Genomic DNA, 21,348 nt, shown 5'->3' with positions numbered 1-21,348 from the left:
CACGTAGGCGAAAGATTGATTGTCATGAAGATTCTAATGGTTACACGCGAAACCCGATCAGATCAGCGTTATGGTCTCGGACGCAGTTTGGCACCGATTGTTGAAGAATTTCGGCGCCGTGGAGTCGATGTGGACTATCTTTGCCAAGCCGATTTAGGACAACGCGCTATACTCTGGCAACATCGCTTCCAACGTTTATTTAGCTCATCACCAGGAACCAAAAACACCCATACTCATTTCCCTGCACTGTTTCAGGTTCTGTTGGAACGCATTAATATGGGACGCCTTGCCGCAAAACTGGCAACCATGCAGAAATATACCCACATACACTGCCACGATCCCTATATCGCTATGGGCTTGCGTTTTTTCTTACGATTCTATCTGGGATACAATCCAACCTGGGGAATCACTGAACATGGTTTCGGTTGTTATACCCAAGCCATCCACGAAGATGGTGTACATCTTGGTCATCGCGTAATGCGCATCATGCGTCGCTGGGAAGCCGATACACTGCGTGCAGCTTCTTGGGTAATCGCTCCCACTCGAAGCGGCATCATCCAGATCGCACAGGATTTAGCGATTCATCCGCTACCTGCTAACTGGCATCACCTAGTTCACGCACGTCCGGTAGTTAACTACTACAGCCGCAAGGATGCAAGAAATCGTCTTGGTTGGAACGAGTCAGCAATTTATATATTAAGTATTGGCCGCATCGCCCCAGTCAAGCAATATCCATTACTGATCGAAGCGTGTGCCAAACTTGAACTAGAGAAAGAACTCCAACTAGTCATCCTAGGTGAAGGAAACCACGATACTCTGCAAAAACTGGCACAGCAACACAAGCTTCCACGTAAAATTCTTTTCACCGTTACAGAAGATGTCAGCTTATACCTGTGTGCTGCTGACTTGTATGTCAGCGCCTCAGCTTCTGAATCCTTCGGATTGGCAAATCTTGAATCACTCGCAGCAGGTACAGCGGCAGTGTGCACCTCTGTAGGCGGCGTCCCTGAAGTCGTAAAAGACGGTGCACTTTTGTCGGAACCGAACACCGACGCTTTAGCGGAAGCTATGCAACGCATGTTGAATAACCGAACACTGCGCGAAACAATTGCACAGCGAGGTCTGGCACGCGCTAACTCATGGCCGGATGTCATTAAAATTACGGATAGGTATGAAGCAATTTATCGCCAAGCTACAACAAGCTAAAATAGCGCAATTGGAACTCTGTCCATTGCCGACACCGCTTGTTCCCATCCACGGTGGGAAAGTACTCGTTTTCGCTCCTCATCCAGATGACGAAGTACTGGGTTGCGGCGGAACGCTGGCTCTACTGAGACAAAGAGAATGCGCTATCAAAGTTATTTTTGTCACCGATGGTGCCGGTGCCGGCAGCCTTGAGACAGACGCACCTATTATTCGACGCAAGGAAGCAGCGGAGTCTTTGGCGGTATTAGGCATCAATGACATGGAATTCCTCGACGAACCCGACGGTGGTTTCCGCAATTCCTCTAACTTCGAAACCAAAATTGACACTCTATTAAATAAATTTAACCCGGATTGGCTGTTCCTACCTTCGGTGCTTGACTATCATCGTGACCATGTCGCCATAGGCCACGCTGTTTTGAATTGCTGGCAACGCTGGAAAACACCGTCGCGCGCGTTTATTTACGAAATTTGGACTCCGCTTCCCGCCACTCGAGTGGTGGACATCACCAGTGTTATCAATCTCAAAAAACATGCCATATCCTGCTATGCGCTACCACTTTCACATTGTAATTACCTTTCTGCCATCATCGGTCTTGCCAGTTATCGCAGTCTTTTCCTTCCTAAACAAGTAGGTGAAAATTACGCAGAAGCTTTTGTAGAAGCCGAAAAGAGCGGTTTTCTTGGAAGCTTGCAGCATAGAATGTTAAAATTGAGAATCTATCTCGAAGGTCTTTTAAGAAAATAATTTTCAGAACTCTCTTTGCAAATAAGTAATCTTGGTGACTTAATGCGGTAACAAAAATTGCCCATACTGTCATTTATTTTGTTACTAGGGCTCAAAAAATTTCAATAAAGCTGTGTAATATCGTGCTACGTTGAAAATAATGCTTAATTCATTACTCATACATGACAAGTCACCAATTTCTCCGCAAGGTATTGAGATACCAGAAAACCTACGGAGCAAGAGCGACAGTAAAACGCTCTATCAATGAGATTCTTAATCGAATGCGTCGCTCGATTGGTCACTCGCATCCTCATCACGCACTATTTGACCATCATGCACTATTGACCAAGATTGAGCATCCGAGCATTAGATTGGTAATTTTCGACATCTTTGACACGCTCATTACACGCCCGCTTCTTGATCCGGAAAACACCAAACATTGGATTGCAAAGCGCCTCAATTGTAAGCATTACCCGGAACGACGACGGGCAGCGGAAATATCACTTCGTGAAGCGGAGAATACCGATGTCAGTTTAGCCAATATATGCACTGAATATGTTCGTCTTTTTGGCACCACCGAAGGCGACGCACAGCAACTGCAATCAATTGAAGAATCGGTAGAATTAGTTCTAGCACAACCATTGCTGGGCATGATTGAAGTGCTGAAAATGGCAAAACAAGCTGGCAAAAAAGTGGCGTTGGCCAGTGATATGTTTCTGTCCTCGAGTATAATCAGAGAAATGCTAAAAAAGTGCAATATCTTTGAATACGATGCTCTATACATTTCGTCCGAAGTGGGGGTGCGCAAATCCACTGGAGAACTCTTCCGCTACATTATTAAAGAAGAACAAATAATGCCGGAACAAGCTGTTATGATCGGGGATCACCCCATTTCGGATCAACTGATTCCAGAACAGCTGGGCTTTCATACCACCGCTCTGGAAAGTCCATTAACACTAGCAGAAAATTTCCCGCGCCTCAATCCCTGGATAGAAAAAGTAAAATTATCTGGCTCGTCTGCTGATGAATTGGTGCTGGGCAATATTGTCCGTACTTTCTTTCAAGTTCAACCTAGGCAACTCTTACTGGATCGCGCATCACTGACCCAATGCGGACGATACGGCATTGGTTATGCGATCGTGGGTCCATTGTTAGCTACCTTTAGCGAATGGCTAATTGAGCAGGCTGATGCCGATAACATTGATCGCTTATATTTCCTTGCCCGCGAAGGGCAGTTAATGAAGGATATCCATGAAATATTAACTGCAGGATATGACGCGCCACAGTCTAATTATCTCGTGCTATCACGCCGCGCGATTTCGGTCGCAATGATTCGATCACACGATGATATTCTAGCCATTGCCCGCACGGATTATCAGGCTAACTCACTAGCCGAATTCCTACTACGCCGTTTTGGCCTAACCTTAGATAATACAACACTAACAACTCTGGAACGGCGCGGCATTTGGTCACGCAAACGTCAGGTAGAGATTCAAGCAGGGCAGATTGATAGCGCTCTACTCGCGGTGCTAGATACTTTGTCAGTCGAAATCCATCGCCGTGCGGCTAGGGAGCGCGAACCCATGCTATCCTACTTACAACAAATCAAGTTAGTGGAAGGGTCAACAGCATTGGTCGATGTAGGCTATGCAGGAACTATTCAGGGCCGATTATGCGACCTTTTAGAACGGAAAATTCAAGGCTACTACATGGTGACTCGGGAAGCCGCAGCAGAAGTTCGCGCGCGCCATGGCGTGCGCATCGCAGGCTGTTTTGGTGAAGATTTGGCATCACCAGACCAATCACCTTTACTGCGTTATAACGTTCCTCTGGAAATGTTCATGGGGTCGGATGATCCACAAATCAGTCACTACCGCTATCAAGACGATCGAACTGTTGTTGGCGTATACAATCCATTGAGCGAAGCTGAAAAAGCTTCAATACCATTGCGCTCTGAACTGCGCACAGGCGCACTGGCGTTTGCCCGAGACTATAGATCCATGAAAGATTCTGGTCTTGGGAAATTACGCATCGATCCGTACTTGGTTGTCGATATTTTCCGCGACTTTTGGGAAGGTACCTCAGAGTTTGAACGCGCTCAAATCATGAATATTGCAACCGACGATCATTATTGCGGTATGGGGATCGTTCATTTCGCAACATTCTTGCCACACTAATCCATTCAATTTAGCGCCCGCATCTCTTTTTTGTTCTATCCATCGCGGGTGTTTGATTTTGGGTCGTAATAGCACGTTACGAATTGAATTCAAAAAAGCGTTCGCGCTGAATTTAAAAACAGAAGACATCATTAACTTACAAGTCCACGCCCACAGTAATGGTCGTCCAGCGTCAATCTGACAAGAATATCTTTTTCTGATTGGGAGGTACGCTTGAAAAATTCGTCAAACAATTCGGTCGCAACATCCGAAGGTACCTCGAAATCACTGACTAACTTATCTCGTATTGTGATTGATTGATTAATAAAATCCATCATTCCCCGCCTGATTTCTGCACGTGTCAACATAGATTGACGCTCTTCGTCAGCAAGCTGGCGAAACTCAGGAATAAGATCACCTGAATCTGTCTGCCGGTAGCAAACAATTTGTGCATCATCAGAACTTAAGAATTTCTCCAGCGAAAAGCTATTGCTGAATATCGGCGGTAGATAAATTTTTGGATCAATGTAATGAGCAAAGCATCCTTGCGTGATCGCTCCATATTGTAAGGATACCTTCTGCGCACGCTCTACCGTCATTAAATAATACCCGTGGATAGTCGGATCCATTAATCGATTCAAGTAGCCTTGTATTGTTGCTGCATAACCAATGTCTACAACAGCGGACTTCTGGACCGCATTTAAGCCTAGATTATTCAGATAAGCCAATAATCCAGGGCGCTCAGCCTGCGCATTGTTTAGAATACGTTGTTCCAGAGCTTGCAATACAGGCACCAAGTGATCAATGTTTTCATTCTCAACGGAAACCAGCTTATTCCTTGACCAGAGTCCAAGTCGGGCAAAATTATCGAGTTCTTCGTGGGATAACACCAATCCATATCGTACTTGTATAAATTCAGACAGATGATTCGAATAGTACTGCGTCCTCGCTATTTGAAGAATATCATCAAAGCTTGAAATCATCGGCACAGTGACAGCGCGGCGAGAAAGCACAAGGTAATCGGAAACGATTGCATGGGCATCATTGGATACCCACCGATCATAAACTGTTTTTAGTATTTGGCCTTCGCGAGCAAGAAAATACAAATGCTGAATTCCATCCGCCGCAGCTTTTGCTGCTAACCACTGTACAAAAGATAGAATCAAAGGTCCGACAACAGTATATCCAATGGCCCAAGGCGTCGAAGGAACGAGATCAGCAGGATTAAAGTGCGGGAAAAACAGAGAATTAAAATTTCCTTGCGCAATGGTTCCAAGCGTAAGCTGCTTGTTGAGGTCATCGCAATATAATGAGCGTTCCATGATAGATTCTAATCGCGGCATTGCTCGAGCTAATTCTGTAGGCCGCATCACATGCAATGCCTTCATTTCCATATCACCAGGTATTTGAACATCAGAGTGCTCATTGTCGCCGATAACGATAACCTCGCTTGGAGAAACATTCTCTTGTATCAAGAGTTGACGATAAAGCTCACCACTGTTTTTTCTCAGCCCATTATCGGAAGATAAATAAAGCGCATGCCAACCATTAATATTATGGCGCTGCAACATCCCTTCAACAAGCGATTTGGGAAGGCACGTATCGTCGGCCAATATGACACGCTTACCCAAGGTAATAGCAAATTGCAGTAAGTCAATGACTTCTGGTCGTGGGGTTACAATCTCCATTTCAATGGTTTCTTCAAGGTTGCGCAATCGTTTCACAGCCTCGAATGAGAGCCCCGACAGAATTGAAAACTCGTCGAAAATAGCATCCAATCCAATATCACGATCCGCTTTTTGGCGCGCTTCAGTTTCTGCTATGGCACGTAGTGCAAGATAAAGTTTGCCTGCATCACCTCCAGCACGATGGGCAACGATATTTTTACAGATTTCAGGGGTCAGCAGTGGCCGCGTCAATAACGTATCAAAGATATCTACAATAACTACGCGTAATGTCGCATCAGCCAACATTGCATGTACACTTTCTTGCTTGCGGAGCAGATACTGCTCAAAACGCCAACGCGACCAACTGTTGGAGTTATCGTCCCGAAGGATGGCCGCCTTAAATCCAGATTGCCCTGTTACCAAAACCAATAAACGCTCTATACAATGCGCAAGCGTTGCATCTTTTTGCCCGGCTTCTTCAGGAAAGTCTTCGATTTTGATATGTGCATCAAACAATGGTTGCAGCGCCTTTGTCCGTGCCCAGAACATTGATCCAGCAGGAAAATCAAAATAACCCTGCGGCATTTCTGTGATACCCAATTTATGGCACCAGAAGCGCCCATTTTCCCGATTGGAGAGCCATGTATGTGCCACGTAAGGTAGCTTTGAGAAGTTCTGGGGATAAACAAAGCCGATTGATTTTTCTTCAGCCAATAGCGTAAAAATTCTCTGTATTTGTAATTTGCTGCCCAACAGGTTTGTTAACAAATATTCTCGCCATCCATCGGTAGCACCATTGTTATACAGCGATTTTTTGCTATGGATATGAGCAATATAATCATAATGCTGCAATACTTCGCCAAAAGTACAGAACATGGGCGCAATATCGCGCCCACGATTGGGTGCAACGGTGACGGTCAGCTGCACCAATTGAGGCAAGTGGGAGAAAGCCCGTTCACATATTTGAATTGCTGTCTCTTCGGTTGTTGAAACAAACAAATCATAAGAAAACGGCATCTGACTCAGATATTTTGCAAATTCTGCTGCCAGATCTGCATAGAAAATATGCGCGTGGATTGCAATGCGCCCTGATGGCGGCGTGGTCAAAGGGGCAATAGCGGAAAGATCCATCATTCCTGTTAAAGAATCATCGAGATTCCTGGATAATAGACTGGCACGACCATCTTTACTTGTCCGCCATACCTCATAATGCCTCATTCCAGCAAAGAGAGGACCTGCAAGCCGGTAAGCTATATTTAATGCTGCGCTACGCCAGCGAGCCGGTAACCACGAATAGATGACTTTTAACAAAGGTAGCATTCTACGACGCAAGCCATCCCATGCTTCGCGGTACTGTCCACGAAAAATACGCACTATAAATCGCAAGGGAGCTGTAATTTTCCATGAAGTTGAACGAAACAGGTCATTGATGGCTTTATGTTGGTCACTGATGGCTTTATGCTGGTCATTGATGGCTTTATGTAGTAATTGTTCACGTTGATTGCTTGCAAGCATAACCTGCTGCAGGTGATTCTGCAGAGAGGCAACCAGATGTTCACTATCCGCTAAACGAGTGTGGAGACTGGTTATTAACTCCTCTCTGTATTGAATCAGGCCTTCCAGTTGCTCGCCCGTTAAAAGCATTTTCCATTTATCGTAAACTTTGCTTCTCGATGCCGCCACAAAGTCTTCACTATGCTTAAATCCCATCCCGGAATAGCCATGATTCCGGTAAGTAGCCGTAATTTTATCGACATGTAATATTTCACTGTGTTGTGTAAGCTGAATCCAGAAATCCCAATCTTCAAAAACTTCCAGATTTTCATCAAAGCTGCAATGATCTTTCGTTATTAAAGATTGTTCAAACAACACCGCGTGAATCGGAATAAAATTCCTCCCCCAAAGCCGGCGCTGATCAAATGGTTCATTAAATTCAGTAGTGGCTTCAAGCTGCCCATTCGCATAGTATTCAACACGTACACCGGTATAAGCACATCGGGCATCCGGGTGATTTTGTAAAGCAGCGAACAAACTGGATATGTGTTCCGGATAATATAAATCATCATCATCGAGGAATATTAAGTAGCTTCCTTTGGCTGAATTCAAACCGATATTCGCCGCGCGGCTCCGGTTGAGCAGTTCATTATCACCAATGATATGGATCGGAAAACGCCCGCACCATTCACTGACTACTTGATGACCTGCACCTTTGGCATTGACGATAATGACTTCAATATTTGAGTAAGTCTGCAAAGCGACAGAATCCAATGCGTCCGATAATGTAGCGCGATCCACACTGCGAATGATGACACTGACCAGTGGAACGTCACTGCTATCTACAGCCAATCCTAAGGTTCTTTGGCGAACATGCTCCGATTGATACAATTTGAGCGGGTCATTGGACAGCTCTTCAGCCGAGATCAGAATGAAAGCTTCCGCTGCCGTTACGCTGACAGGCAAAATATAGGTACGATATCGATTGAGCGCAGCAATATGCAGATCGTAACGTTGGATTGCATTTTGCGAAACGAAGCATTCCATTGCCGCTGTTTTGCGTGCCGCCCAATCGCTGATATCAAGTAATTGATTTGGATGCAGCGGGGTGCTCACTTCATATAACGCGACGGATACCGCTTTGCCGATTCGCCTGATTGCCTCTACGACAGCCATACCCAGCACGCGATGATCCGGTTGCATCTCGAAAATTGATGGCGCATAAACAAGGTCAGCGCCAATTTCTTGAATCGCTGTTTGAATTTCTCGTATCAGCCTCTCGCCATAACGGACTTGTCGATCCTGGTATTGCCAGAAAATGGGCGTGCCATAACCAAGGATATGAGCAGCAGCGATGCTTTCATTCTGACGTTGCAGGATGTATTCAGCTGCTTTCTCCTCGCTTACATCATGCGCACCGTCAGATACCACGATGACGTGAACAGGGATGCCTTTCTCAACGTGATGCATAATGGCCCCGCCACAACCGAATACTTCATCATCGGGTTGAGGCGCAAATACCAATATACAATTACCGGGAATTTGTGTGACAGCCTGATGGGGGATAAGTGAATTTTCCAATATTTTTCCGCGCAATTAAGATAATCTTACTAATAGACTCCAATGCTGTCCCTTAACAAGGAAGCATTTTAGTTGTTTATTCGGATAACGTGGGGAAGGTTGTGCATGAAGCTTTCAATTATTTAGTCCTGAAGAATATTCCTACAGAATTTTATAGAATATGATACCTTATCATCGCAAAATCAATTAGTACGACTCGATAATTTGAACCAGGAGAATTGATATGATTCAACGATCTACGATAGTGAGAACAGATGGGGTACTGCTGCGGCTTACTACCGCAATTGCGGTACTATTTTCATTGATTGCCTGTGCGGCACCTCCCGCACCTCCAGCTCAAGAGCTGGCAGCCGCAGAAATGGCAATCACCAATGCCGATCGAGCACGTATTGCGGATCACGCATCGGCCGAGCTACGCGAGGCGCGCACAAAACTCACCGCAGCCCGGGATGCAGTTCGGCAAGAGAAAATGATCTTAGCCCAACAACTCGCTGAGCAATCACGGGCCAATGCCGAGTTGGCTTCAGCCAAGGCTGAAGCAGCCAAAGCCAAGGCAATCAACGATGAAATGCAAAAAAATATCGATATCATCGAACAAGAAATGCAACGCAACAGAGGAGTTCGTCAATGAGCACTTCAATCCATAAATTCAAAAAGCTGATCGCTGTCGCTCTAACCCCTGTTATTTTTGTAGCTTGCTCGGCAGTTCCGGAAAAACCGGTAGGTGCGGACGCGGTTAGAGACAAGTTAATACAACTGCAATCTGATTCGGAACTGGCTAGCCGTGCACAGCTTGCAATTCAGGAAGCCGAGCTTGCTGTGCGCGCTGCCGAAAAACCACAACTTCCCGAAGATATGGAGCTTGGGAGACATCTGGTCTATATGGCTGACCGCAAGGTCGATACCGCCATGTACCGGGCACAAGCCCGCCTGTCAGAAGATCAGCGCAAAATGCTGACTGAGCAGCGTGCCAGCGCGCGTCTTGACTCGCGCACACGCGAGGTTGATGATCTGCAACGTCAGCTTGATGAACTGAATGCCAAGAAAACAGACCGTGGCTTGGTCATAACACTGGGCGATATACTGTTTGATACAGGGAAGGATACGCTTAAAGGTGGCGCAATTTCCCATCTTGCCCAGCTCGCAACTTTTCTTAACGAGCATCAGGACCGCACCGTGATTATAGAAGGTCACACCGACAATGTCGGCAGTGAAGATTACAATTTTGGCTTGTCACAAAGGCGGGCCAACTCTGTAATGTCCTACTTAGTAAGGCGGGGTATAGCTCCTGGACGCATCGTGGCATATGGCAAAGGCGAGAACTTTCCAATCAGCGGTAACGATACCGCAGCCGGCCGTCAGCAGAATCGTCGCGTCGAAGTTATCATCTCAAACCCAACGCCTTAATGACATAAATAAAAATCGTCGAAATACCGCGACCTGCATAAGATAACAAAATGCAGTGTCGTAGTATTTTGGTGATGACACTTGCACCAAAGCAGTTAAATCATGCTTTGCCAAAACCCGCAAGCAATCCTACCTACGTAGCAATCTATGATAAAAGCTCAGCCGCCTGGAATTAATTTTTCCTTGTTGTGTAGCTTGTATCACTGCACAACCGGGCTCAGTAATATGACGACAGTTACTGAATTTGCATTGTCCAAAGTAAGGATGAAACTCGATGAATCCCCAAGCCAAGTTTTCTTCTGCGATATGGTTCAGACCAAATTCCTGGAATCCGGGGGAATCGATGATAGCGCTATCAGCATCAAGGAAATAAAGTCGCGAATGTGTGGTCGTATGGCAACCGGAATCAAGTGCCAATGATATTTCAGCAGTGGCACGCCGGGCCTGCGGAATCAAGGTATTGAGCAAGGTGGATTTGCCCATACCCGATTGACCGGCCAGCACACTGAGATGGCCCGACAAATAGGGTTGTAGCGCTGAGACATCCTGCAAAGCACTTAATGGCAATACGCGATAGCCTAAGTCTCGGTAAAGCGATAGTGTTTCCATCGCAATTTGGGCTGACTCAACCAAGTCAGCTTTATTCAGCACAATCAATACCTCGATTTTCTCGCTTTCCGCCGCGACCAAACAGCGATTAATCAATTCCTCGCTAAAGCTGGGAATCGCCGCGACAACAATGATAATTTGCGTCACGTTGGCAGCAATGATTTTTTCCTTGAATGCATCACTGCGGTATAACAATGAAGTGCGCGGAATAACTGCTTCGATAACGCCTTGCCCTGCAGTAGTCAGCTGGTATTCAACCTGGTCACCGCAAGCAGTACCGCCTTTTTTGCCACGCATGACGCAGGAAATAATTTCTCCGCTTACTGTTTCAATCGAATAGCGTCTACCGAATGCGGCAATTACTTGTCCCGTTAAATACTTATTTTGCTGCTTAGCTTTACTAGGGCGAATGCTCAAATTGAGAACAACTTGTCGATTTTCGCCGCACAAATGAAATCATTCTCGGACAAACCGCCAATAGCATGCGTCGTGTACGTGACCACGCATTTATTATATCCAACCAGCATGTCAGGATGATGATCCTCACGATGTGAAACCCATGCCACTGCATTTACGAACGCCATTGTTTGATAATAATTCTTGAAATCATAGGTTTTGCTGATTTGTTTGTCCTGCAATCGCCAATCATCAATCTGCTTCAAGTAATCGGCAACTGCAATGTCAGACAACGGCGGCACGCCGCCCTCGCACGGCTTGCATTGTTTAGACGTTAAATCACATACGGTATCGTTCATGCTGGCTCCTGACTTTGTAAATGCGCCACTCGGATTGATGCCGGTGGATGTGAATCATAAAAAGCCGAATGCAGTGGATCCGGCGTAAGCGTCGCAGCATTATCCTGGTACAGCTTCACCAGCGCTTGAATTAAATCATCCGCAGACGAATTCTGTGCTGCATAGGCATCAGCCTCAAATTCATGTTTGCGTGAATAAATACTCGAGATTGGATGCAGCAGAAAAGTAAATACCGGCATCACCAGAAAAAACAGCAGCAATGCCATCGCAGCTGACGGTACGGAAGCAACCTCTACTCCCAATCCTTCGTAAAACCAGCTTTGTCCCATCAAATAACCCAGAATCCAGAAAAATGCCAAGCTCATCGCAAATGAAATCACCATGCGCTTGATCACATGGCGATGCTTGAAATGCCCCAGCTCATGCGCCAGTACCGCTTCAATTTCCGCAGGACTCAGGCGTGCTAACAGGGTATCAAAAAACACGATACGCTTGGTTTTGCCAAATCCGGTAAAGTAAGCATTGCCATGATTGCTGCGGCGCGACCCATCCATCACAAACAGTCCGCTGGCTTTAAAGCCGCATTTATTCATCAGTTGCTCAATGCGCGTCTTGAGCGTAGCGTCTTCCAGCGGGGTAAACTTATTAAATAACGGCGCGATCCAAGTAGGGAAAATCGCCAACACAAATAAATTGAACGCGATCCAGGCAAACCAGGCATACAACCACCAGCTTTCTCCCATTTTTTCCATCAGCCACAGCACGCAAAATAACAAAGGCGCACCCAGCAATAAGCCGAGTGCAGATTGTTTGATCAAGTCGGCGAAAAACATCATCGGAGTCATTTTATTGAAACCGAACTGTTCTTCAATTACAAAAGTACGGTAATAACTTAATGGAATTTCAGCGACGCTCATAATAAAGAAAGTGCTGATGATTAATACCATACCATGCGCTAAAGGATCATTTAGCCAGCCTGCCCAGAATTCACTCAAAACATTTAAACCACCGCCCAGTGTAAATGCGAGCAGCAATCCTGCATGCAAGAGTATGCTTGGATATCCTGCGCGCGTTTTAACGCAGGTGTAATCCGCCGCCTTTTGATGATCAGTCAAGCTGATCTGGCTAGCAAATTCTTCCGGCACCTTATCCTGATGAATACGCACGTGACGGATATGCCTAGCTGATAGCCAAACCTGAGTTAGCGTGGTGAGTAATAGCGCAATCAGAAAAATCAATGTGAATGTTTGCATAGTATTTAAATCGAAAACAAAAGTTTATAAAAGTGACTGACGGATAGCAATATGACACAATTAAACACATTGCATTCAAATAATAGATAAACAATTATGGCACAAGATAATAATAACCTCATCTGGGTCGACATGGAAATGACCGGACTCAACCCAGTTACCGATCGCATCATTGAGGTCGCTTTAGTGATAACCGATTCGCAATTGAATACGGTTGCCGAAGGCCCAGTTTTGGTAGTGCATCAACCCAATGAAATACTTGATGGCATGGATAAATGGAACCAGTCGACTCATTCCAAATCGGGTTTGATTGACAAAATTAAAGCCTCCAAACTGACGGAAGCCGAAGTAGAGGCACAAATGATCGAATTTCTAAAATTACACGTGCCGTCAGGGATCTCTCCGATGTGCGGTAATTCCATCTGCCAGGATCGGCGCTTTATGGTCCGTTCGATGCCACAGCTGGAAACCTACTTTCATTACCGCAATCTGGATGTCAGTACTTTAAAGGAGCTGGCAAAACGCTGGAAGCCGGAAATCGCAGCAAGCTTCTCCAAAGATGGTAAACACGAAGCACTGGCGGATATTTATGATTCCATCAATGAACTCAAGCACTACCGGCAACATTTCATCGTTGTCTGAAAATGGTGGCGAAATTTATGCTTGTCGATTTATTTAGCACTCGACATTGAAATTAACTTACGAACTTTCAGGATCTATTTGTTTCTAAAAAACGAGGATTGTTTATCCTTTCGCTGACTCATTATTTATGGAGAACAAGATGCATCTAAAAAGAAACTTGCTTTCAATCGCTATCGGAGCTGCTTTTATAGTTACACAATTTGTAACTCCGGTCATCGCTGCAGATACCGCTCAAGACAGCAGCCAGCAACACCAAAGCGGACAACACTCAGGACATAGCCATAGTGACACAAAATCTAGCGGTGAGTACGATCACGGCCACCAGTGTGCAAGTAAAATGTCATCAGTGGATACAAATAAAGATGGCAAAATAAGTAAAGAGGAATTTATGAAGCACCATGAAGCCATGTTTGACAAAAAAGATACCAACAAAGATGGTTTCCTAGATGAAGCAGAAAGGCGCAGCATGAAGGAAAAGATGCATAAACACGATCACGGCAAGCAACAAAATAGCGGCGATCATGCACATGGAGATGCGAAGAAATAATCGCGCAGCCTTCTGCTTTGACAGCGGTCTTTTATCCCCTTAAAGACCGCTGTTAAAATAAACAATCCCGTGGCCAGACCACAGAGAATCGCAAGTTCAATTCTAATGTCTTAAACTGCCCGGCACTTTGCTCGGAGCTTTCTGTTCCAGTGGCTGTGGATCTAAAACAGCGACCGTCAAACCATCATCAATGAAATATTTTTTTGTCACATCGCGTATCTGTTCAGCAGTGACTGCTTTTAATTTTTCCAGAATGGTATCTATGTCACGATACGATAACCCTGTACTTTCCAGCCTACCGAGCTGCATGGCCTGAGAAAAAGTGGAATCTTGCTGATATACATGACCTGCAATTACCTGCGCTTTCACCCGAGTAAGCTCTTCTTCCGTAACACCCTCCTTAATAATCTTTTCGATCTCGGATCGCAGCGCCTGCTCCAATTCGACTACCGTTCTGCCAACGCTGGGTACTGCACTAATAAAGAAAATGCTCGGACCACGCGCGACCGCGCCATAACCCGCACTGGTGGAATTAGCGATTTGACTTTCCCGTACCAGTGACTTGTTCAGTCTGGCTGAAGCATGCCCGTCCAGAATCCCTTCCAATATTTCCAGTGCATAGGGCTCCCAGTCTTCATTAACACTTCTAATCGCAGGGGCATGAAATCCCATGATGAGATAAGGCAGCTCTGCCGGTGCCTTGATGCTTATCCGTTTAGTGCCTAGTTGCGGTGGCTCGATTTGCGGTTTACGGGCGTTGATCGCTAATAAAGGTTTTGATTGAATTGAGCCGTAGTTTTTTTGCGCCAGTCGAAACACATCTTCTGCGTCGACATCCCCGACGACAACTAATGTTGCATTATTGGGCGCGTACCAGCGATCGTACCACTCCTGCGCGTCTTCCACTTCCATGTTTTCCAGATCATTCATCCAGCCAATGATTGGATTCTTGTAAGGGTGCGATTGAAAAGCAACGGCCATCATTTTTTCATATAAGAGCGAACGCGCCTGATCGTCGGTTCGTAACCTTCTTTCTTCCATTACCACTCTGATTTCTTTCTCGAATTCTTCTTTGGTTATAACTAAGTTACGCATCCGATCCGCCTCCAATTCCATCGCCATCGGCAAATGTTTTTTATGCAATTGCTGATAGTAGGCGGTGTAGTCGTAACTCGTGAAAGCATTCTCACGCCCGCCAGCGGCCGCAATTTTTTTTGAGAACTCAGCATCGGGGATTTTCTCCGTGCCTTTGAACATCATATGCTCCAGAACGTGCGCGACACCGGTTACACCATTGATTTCATCAACGCTGCCCGCCTTGTACCAGATTTGAGTCACCACAACCGGCGAGCGATGATCTTGTTTCACAATCAATTTTAGACCATTATCGAGTAAATATTCATGAGGATTGGCAAATGCTGATGATGAGATCAGCAGATTTATTAGCAACAAAAGTCCAGAGATTGAAAAAGTGTTAAAAAAAGTGATGCGGTAATCAGATTTCATTTTTACCAACCTAAAGTGAATAAACAGAATAAAATTGAGGTTTGAGAATTCCTCTGCATATTTGAGAGCCTACCAGAATGTTTAGTTTTTTTAAATCCAAAAAAGATCCTGCAGATTCAGGTGAAATACCAGCAAAACCCGATGCCGAGCTAGAACCCAAGCCGGAGGAATCAATCAGTTTCGCTAGTAAGCTGAAACAAGGTCTTGCACGCACCCGGCAGAACTTAGGCAAACAACTATCGGGCCTATTTAGCGGCGGCAAGATTGACGAGGAATTTTACGAAGAACTGGAAACTATCTTGCTGACCTCCGATATAGGCGTCAGTGCAACTCATCAATTACTTAAAAATCTGCGAAAACAAGTCAGGCGCGATGCATTAACAGATTCCATACAGCTAAAACAAGCACTTAAGGAATCTCTGATCGCCATGCTCGAGCCGCTTGCCCAACCATTAGATACCACCACGCATAAACCTTTTGTCATCATGATAACGGGCGTCAATGGCGTAGGAAAAACAACCTCGATCGGTAAGCTTGCCAAATATTTTCAAACACAAGGTCAGTCAGTGCTACTGGCTGCCGGCGACACATTCCGAGCAGCAGCGCGTGAGCAATTGATCGCGTGGGGAGAGCGGAACAATGTTACGGTAATAGCGCCGGACAGTGAGCCGGACAAAAAAAGTGATCCGGCTGCGGTAATTTATGACGCAGTTAACTCAGCCAAAGCGCGCGGCATAGACATTGTACTGGCGGATACGGCTGGGCGCTTAACTACTCAGCTGCATTTGATGGAAGAAATTAAAAAAGTAAAACGTGTGATTGCAAAGGCGATGCCGGATGCCCCACATGAAGTGTTGCTGGTATTGGATGCCAACACGGGACAAAATGCAATCACTCAAGTGAAAGCCTTTAATGACACGCTGAACGTCACCGGATTGATCCTGACTAAATTGGATGGTACCGCAAAAGGCGGTGTAGTCGCAGCTATTGCAGGACAACATCCAGAGAATCCTCCCGCATTACGTTTTATTGGCGTTGGCGAAGGCTTAGATGATTTAAGACCATTTGATGCCAGAGAATTTGTCGAAGCGTTGTTGGATTGAGAGCTACTGACAAGATAGCAATAACAAATATATGATCACTTTCAAAAATGTCTCCAAACGTTATCCAGATGGCTATATTGCACTGAATAACGTTGATCTTGCGGTGGAACCTGGCGAAATGGTATTTTTGACCGGACATTCGGGCGCAGGTAAAAGTACATTATTAAAGTTGATTGCTGCAATAGAACGCCCGACTTCTGGCGTTATCGCAATCAGTGGACAGAATATCGCCCAACTAAAACCCGCCGCGATTCCCTATTTACGGCGCAAGATCGGTTTCATTTTTCAGGATCACAAGCTTCTGTTTGACCGCAATGTTTTTGAAAATGTTTTGTTGCCGCTGCAAATCAGCAATTTTGATAACAATACGGCGGCGTCCCGAGCGCGCGCCGCGCTGGATAAAGTGAGCCTGTTAAAAAGAGAAAAAGTTATGCCCATCACGCTATCGGGTGGCGAAAGACAGCGGCTGTGTATCGCGCGTGCAATCGTTCATCGACCTACTATTCTGATCGCCGACGAGCCAACGGGCAATCTTGATGTTGATTATGCCCGGGATATTATGGCCATGTTCAGGTCGTTCAATCAGGTAGGCGTTACCGTGTTGATCGCAACGCATGATGCCTCCCTGCTGGAAGACACCCAACATCGCATTCTGTCACTCAAACAAGGAAAATTGGCCGCATGATACGCGCATGGCTAATGCAACATGGATTTGTGTTTTTTCACACACTCAAACGACTAGCTTCCTCACCCGTTACCGCTTTACTCAGCATCACTGTAATGGGTATCGCGCTTAGCCTGCCGACCGGTATTTATGTGTTGATGGAAAACTTGCAATCGGTATCCGGGCAAATAGCTAGTTCCCCGCAGATCAGTTTGTTTCTTAAACAGGATGCAAAAAAAGAAGATGTTGATAAGGTCCAACAACGCCTGAAAGAAGTCTCACAGATCGTAAACTATCAGTTTATTCCAAAAGACGTTGCACTAACTCAGTTACAACAAAATAGTGGGACCACCGATATCGCCGCCAATTTAGCCCATAACCCACTTCCAGATGCTTTCATCGTCCATACCCGGGAGCATACATCAGACTCCCTAGAACAGTTGAGACTGGCCATACAAAGCTGGCCGGAAATTGCGCATGTACAATTTGACTCCGCCTGGATTGACCGGTTGAATGCGCTACTTAAACTAGGGCGCTCGGTTGTACTGATGCTAGCTACATTGCTGAGTATTGCAATCATTGCGATCATGTTTAATACCATTCGTCTGCAAATTCTAACTAAACGTGACGAAATAGAAATATCCAAACTCATCGGCGCAACCGATAGCTTTATACGTCGTCCTTTTCTTTATTTCGGCGCCATCCAAGGTGTGTCCGGAGGCATCACAGCTTGGCTCATCATTATGTTGGGTATTGATGAGCTGAATCGAGAACTCACACCACTAACACAACTATATGATTTTAATATACAACTGCAATATCTTTCTCTACAAGATAGCATCAGCTTGCTATTGTTTTCTGCCTGGCTGGGATGGTTAGGCGCACGTATTTCTGTCGCAAACCATCTCTGGCAAATCGAGCCTAAATAAGCTGAGGATTTCATAGCGAAACTTTTTAAATGCTTGGCACTCATAAACTGAGAGTGCTAAAATATATCCAAAGTAGTGCAAGGTCACAAACATTTATTCAGGAGATTATTACCATGACGAATGCTTTAACGCTACCCACCACGGGCGGAAGTATTGAAGGCTATATTCAGTCTATTAATTCTTTTCCTATACTTACGCAAGAGGAAGAAACCAGCTTGGCTCGTCGACTATGGAATCATGGCGATATCGAAGCTGCGCAGCAGTTAATTATGTCTCATCTGCGTTTTGTAGTCGCGATAGCACGCGGCTACAAAGGATATGGTTTGCCCCAAGCTGATTTAATTCAGGAAGGTAATATCGGCTTAATGAAAGCAGTCAAACGCTTTGACCCTGAACGCGGAGTTCGATTGGTATCTTTTGCCGTTCATTGGATTAAAGCCGAGATTCACGAATTCATCATGCGCAATTGGCGCCTAGTTAAAATTGCCACCACCAAGCAACAGCGCAAATTATTTTTTAACTTGCGCAGTATGAAACATGGTTTGGACACCATGAATCCACAAGAGGTTGATGCAATGGCTGCCCAGTTGGGTGTTAAAGCCGAAGAAGTCGTTGAAATGGAAAAACGTTTCAGCGGCTCGGATATTTCTCTGGAGCCCACCTCGGATAATGAGGATGACACATTCAGCCCAATCAGTTATCTAACGGATGGCACAGAACCATCGCAACTCTTGGAAAGAAAACAAATTGCCTACCTGCGCGAAAAAGTATTGCAGCAATCACTTGATTGCCTGGACGAGCGCAGTCGCCATATCATCGAAGCTCGTTGGTTAAGGGAAAAAGATACCGCAACACTACATGATCTGGCCGGTGAGCTTGGTGTATCGGCAGAGCGCATTCGTCAGATTGAAGCTAAAGCGCTACAAAAAATGCGTGGTGTCATGAAAGTCTCTGCATAAAGTATAAAATTTGAACTATCATTGCAAGCATCCGCTAACCTCTCAAGAAGATTATCGAGTGCTGCACTTCTAACAACTGGAGAGGTACCGAAGCGGTCATAACGGCGCTGACTCGAAATCAGATGGTCAGGTTATCCTGGCACATGGGTTCGAATCCCATCCTCTCCGCCATTATATCAATATAACTAATTGTAATTAAACAATAAAATATATTTTTAATTTATCATACCCAGCATTCTACCCATCTTATGGTGCTGGATAGCAGCGAACATTTCAGGAAAAATAAAATACAAGCTCCCTATATATATTTTAAACAATAAAAAATCGCTGATTCCTCTTCTCAGCTTAAGTTAAATCGATAATAAAGCCACACCAAATACTGAATAACTTCATATGGAAAGTGAAGGTATTTGTAAAGAATCGCCAAATTTTTTATCCCTCTAATAACGCTAAGGCGAAGTTAACTTGGCATAACTCACTCACAGTTATCTTGGTTTTTTTATTTAAGTAATGGAAGCCTGTTTAGCATCTTTTCACAATAATCCCACTCATCCAATGTCTCTCTCCACTCTAATGGAATCGCATTTACGCCTTTGTATGCACCAAGAACCATACCGATAGCAATTCCCCTTGAAGCATTGTCTCCGCCGACCATCGTATTTGCTTGTAGTGCTTTTTTTAGTCCATCTTCCTCATTTTCATATTTTAGTATGAAGTAGACAGCTCCAGGAAGAGTTCCCTCAGTAGGACTTGCTTTGCCTACTTTTATCGGTTCTGAGCGACCTACGTCCCATAGTCTTGCCATGCTTGTAATTGCAAGATCATCGGCAAATTTCTCTTGCGAAAGTGCCGAGTTTTGATCAGTAGCTTCTCTTACTTTTGCAAATGCCTGAGCAACTTTATCTTGAAAAAAACTTTCCATTTCTAAAGCAGCAGACTCAACTGCATTAGATGGAGTCTGACCGTTAATTACACGATGGGTAACACGAGCGAAAAACTCGCCGCCACCTAGTGCATGAACATCTCTATGTGTAAACATGCTTTTTCTAGCAACATCTACGACTTCATCTTCTGTGTCGTAATATGCATGTGCTGCTGCATGACGTATTGCCATCGCATTAGAAATCCCACCAAGACGTTCAACAGGCACACCCTGTCTTACTTGTCCATAAGTCTCTTTAGTCATGGTACATATCCAAGAACCCCAGCCGTTTTCAAGACGCTTCATCCAGTGAGGAATCATGTTCGTTACATTAAAAGGTCTTGGGATATCTGAAATAGATGCCAAATACTCTAAAACCAAGATATTGTAGTCTCCATAATCAGTTGTCCCACCGGCCTTCTTACCTGGATGGTAGTTACGCTCTCCCCAGCCAATACCATGTGTTTGACCACCCATCATCTCTCCCGGTGACATGTATTTTTCTATAGGTTTATTGCCGTAAGCTTTATATATTTTTTTAGCGTCATATTCATAATGACTTCCAAGACAAAGTGCATCAGCGACTATCGCACCAAAAAAAGTACCTTTTATTCTTTCTTCTTTTGAAATATTACTCATAATTTATCCTATTGTTTTTATCAATTATATCTGTGTGAATATTTTATTTCACCAACAGGGTGTTACCTTACAATACATGTGAAAAGTAGGCACATCTCAACTTACTGGCACGGTCATCAAATCTAAATCGGTTGGATAGTTAGTCATATCAACCTCGTACCGACTAAATCGCCGAATTTGGTCTCTGTAAGGTGGGTTTGAAGCAGCTAGAGCCAGAGGGCATTGCCAAGTTAACTCTTCGGGTCGGCCGAAACACTAAATTTACTGACCTTAAGCTAACGTAACGAGACCTTTGCAAAATTCAACGAATTATCAAATTTGTTACAATTTCTGATTTTTTTGTGAGTATCGTGATATTTTTTAGTCATTTTCTTGCTGAAATCACGCGAACAATCACTTTTATCGATCATTATCGGCTCAGAAGGCGCATTTGTCCTATGATTGCAATCGTATCTGCCTATTAACAGAAAATCTGGGCAACCTTTTCAGGTTGTATGCCATGGTTTGTAAAATATGCCAGGCATGTGCTTTGGCTTTGCCCCGGTAACGCAGCACCTTGGCTCCAAACCAGCGTGCCTGGCTACC

At 44.9% G+C, this 21,348-nt stretch carries 17 protein-coding genes and 1 tRNA gene; 12 read left to right on the top strand and 6 right to left on the bottom strand.

Features of this window, described 5'->3' with window-relative positions; genetic code table 11:
- Positions 1-36: 36 nt before the first annotated feature.
- From K2Q13_RS13145 to K2Q13_RS13135, 3 genes are all read left to right on the top strand, one after another.
- Complete coding sequence (locus K2Q13_RS13145; protein ID WP_292921720.1) at positions 37-1,206, top strand: glycosyltransferase; 1,170 nt, start codon at positions 37-39, stop codon at positions 1,204-1,206.
- Positions 1,172-1,951 carry a PIG-L family deacetylase gene (locus tag K2Q13_RS13140; protein WP_292921718.1) on the top strand — a complete coding sequence of 260 codons (780 nt, stop codon included), beginning with the start codon at positions 1,172-1,174 and terminating at the stop codon, positions 1,949-1,951. Before K2Q13_RS13145 ends, K2Q13_RS13140 begins: the two co-directional genes overlap by 35 nt.
- A gap of 260 nt (positions 1,952-2,211) precedes the next feature.
- Entirely contained in the window at positions 2,212-4,107 is a 1,896-nt protein-coding gene (locus tag K2Q13_RS13135; RefSeq protein ID WP_292921716.1) for an HAD family hydrolase, read from the top strand.
- A 131-nt stretch (positions 4,108-4,238) separates the two neighbouring features.
- Here K2Q13_RS13135 and K2Q13_RS13130 read toward each other — a convergent pair whose 3' ends face one another.
- A complete protein-coding gene (locus tag K2Q13_RS13130; protein WP_292921714.1) occupies positions 4,239-8,828 on the bottom strand; it encodes a rhamnan synthesis F family protein in 4,590 nt (1,529 codons plus the stop codon).
- A 223-nt stretch (positions 8,829-9,051) separates the two neighbouring features.
- Here K2Q13_RS13130 and K2Q13_RS13125 point away from each other — a divergent pair, with 223 nt between their 5' ends.
- Together K2Q13_RS13125 and K2Q13_RS13120 are read left to right on the top strand one after the other, a co-directional pair.
- Positions 9,052-9,459, top strand: a complete 408-nt coding sequence (locus K2Q13_RS13125) for a DUF4398 domain-containing protein (RefSeq protein WP_292921712.1) — start codon at positions 9,052-9,054, stop codon at positions 9,457-9,459.
- The gene (locus K2Q13_RS13120) at positions 9,456-10,235 is read left to right on the top strand and encodes an OmpA family protein (RefSeq protein WP_292921710.1); all 780 of its coding nucleotides are present in this window, start codon (positions 9,456-9,458) and stop codon (positions 10,233-10,235) included. The genes K2Q13_RS13125 and K2Q13_RS13120 overlap by 4 nt, the downstream gene beginning before the upstream one ends.
- Positions 10,236-10,364: 129 nt before the next feature.
- On the opposite strand, the gene rsgA is transcribed toward K2Q13_RS13120, so the two are convergent.
- The 3 genes from rsgA to K2Q13_RS13105 are packed head-to-tail and all read right to left on the bottom strand — an operon-like array spanning position 10,365 to position 12,852.
- On the bottom strand, positions 10,365-11,261 hold the full coding sequence (gene rsgA, locus K2Q13_RS13115; protein ID WP_292921708.1) for a ribosome small subunit-dependent GTPase A: 897 nt from the start codon (positions 11,259-11,261) through the stop codon (positions 10,365-10,367).
- Positions 11,258-11,599: a 4a-hydroxytetrahydrobiopterin dehydratase gene (locus K2Q13_RS13110; RefSeq protein ID WP_292921706.1), complete on the bottom strand. Its 342-nt coding sequence runs from the start codon at positions 11,597-11,599 to the stop codon at positions 11,258-11,260. Before K2Q13_RS13110 ends, rsgA begins: the two co-directional genes overlap by 4 nt.
- Positions 11,596-12,852, bottom strand: coding sequence for a M48 family metallopeptidase (locus K2Q13_RS13105; RefSeq protein ID WP_292921704.1), 1,257 nt, complete (start codon positions 12,850-12,852; stop codon positions 11,596-11,598). The genes K2Q13_RS13110 and K2Q13_RS13105 overlap by 4 nt, the downstream gene beginning before the upstream one ends.
- A 96-nt stretch (positions 12,853-12,948) precedes the next feature.
- On the opposite strand from K2Q13_RS13105, the gene orn reads away from it, so the two are divergent.
- Both orn and K2Q13_RS13095 read left to right on the top strand, forming a co-directional pair.
- Positions 12,949-13,494: an oligoribonuclease gene (orn, locus tag K2Q13_RS13100; RefSeq protein WP_292921702.1), complete on the top strand. Its 546-nt coding sequence runs from the start codon at positions 12,949-12,951 to the stop codon at positions 13,492-13,494.
- Between the two features lie 139 nt (positions 13,495-13,633).
- A complete protein-coding gene (locus K2Q13_RS13095; protein ID WP_292921700.1) occupies positions 13,634-14,041 on the top strand; it encodes a calcium-binding protein in 408 nt (135 codons plus the stop codon).
- 102 nt (positions 14,042-14,143) lie between these two features.
- Here K2Q13_RS13095 and K2Q13_RS13090 read toward each other — a convergent pair whose 3' ends face one another.
- Positions 14,144-15,547, bottom strand: coding sequence for a pitrilysin family protein (locus K2Q13_RS13090; protein WP_292921699.1), 1,404 nt, complete (start codon positions 15,545-15,547; stop codon positions 14,144-14,146).
- Positions 15,548-15,624: 77 nt separating this feature from the next.
- Between K2Q13_RS13090 and ftsY the strand changes: the two genes are divergently transcribed.
- The 5 genes from ftsY to K2Q13_RS13065 all read left to right on the top strand — a co-directional run bounded on the left by ftsY (position 15,625) and on the right by K2Q13_RS13065 (position 19,373).
- Positions 15,625-16,650 (top strand): signal recognition particle-docking protein FtsY, encoded by a 1,026-nt coding sequence (ftsY, locus tag K2Q13_RS13085; RefSeq protein ID WP_292921697.1) that lies wholly within the window; start codon positions 15,625-15,627, stop codon positions 16,648-16,650.
- 31 nt (positions 16,651-16,681) lie between these two features.
- Positions 16,682-17,335: a cell division ATP-binding protein FtsE gene (gene ftsE, locus K2Q13_RS13080; protein ID WP_292921695.1), complete on the top strand. Its 654-nt coding sequence runs from the start codon at positions 16,682-16,684 to the stop codon at positions 17,333-17,335.
- A complete protein-coding gene (gene ftsX / locus K2Q13_RS13075; protein ID WP_292921693.1) occupies positions 17,332-18,243 on the top strand; it encodes a permease-like cell division protein FtsX in 912 nt (303 codons plus the stop codon). The genes ftsE and ftsX overlap by 4 nt, the downstream gene beginning before the upstream one ends.
- A 113-nt stretch (positions 18,244-18,356) precedes the next feature.
- Entirely contained in the window at positions 18,357-19,202 is an 846-nt protein-coding gene (rpoH, locus tag K2Q13_RS13070; protein WP_292921691.1) for an RNA polymerase sigma factor RpoH, read from the top strand.
- 78 nt (positions 19,203-19,280) lie between these two features.
- Positions 19,281-19,373: transfer RNA gene (locus K2Q13_RS13065), tRNA-Ser, on the top strand.
- A gap of 328 nt (positions 19,374-19,701) precedes the next feature.
- On the opposite strand, the gene K2Q13_RS13060 is transcribed toward K2Q13_RS13065, so the two are convergent.
- Entirely contained in the window at positions 19,702-20,763 is a 1,062-nt protein-coding gene (locus tag K2Q13_RS13060; RefSeq protein ID WP_292921689.1) for an ADP-ribosylglycohydrolase family protein, read from the bottom strand.
- Between the last annotated feature and the right edge of the window lie 585 nt (positions 20,764-21,348).

It is taken from the genome of Nitrosomonas sp., from assembly GCF_019752095.1.
GTDB lineage: Bacteria > Pseudomonadota > Gammaproteobacteria > Burkholderiales > Nitrosomonadaceae > Nitrosomonas.
Note: the sequence above shows the minus strand (reverse complement) of the source record. Positions and strands in the feature narration are given on the sequence as shown.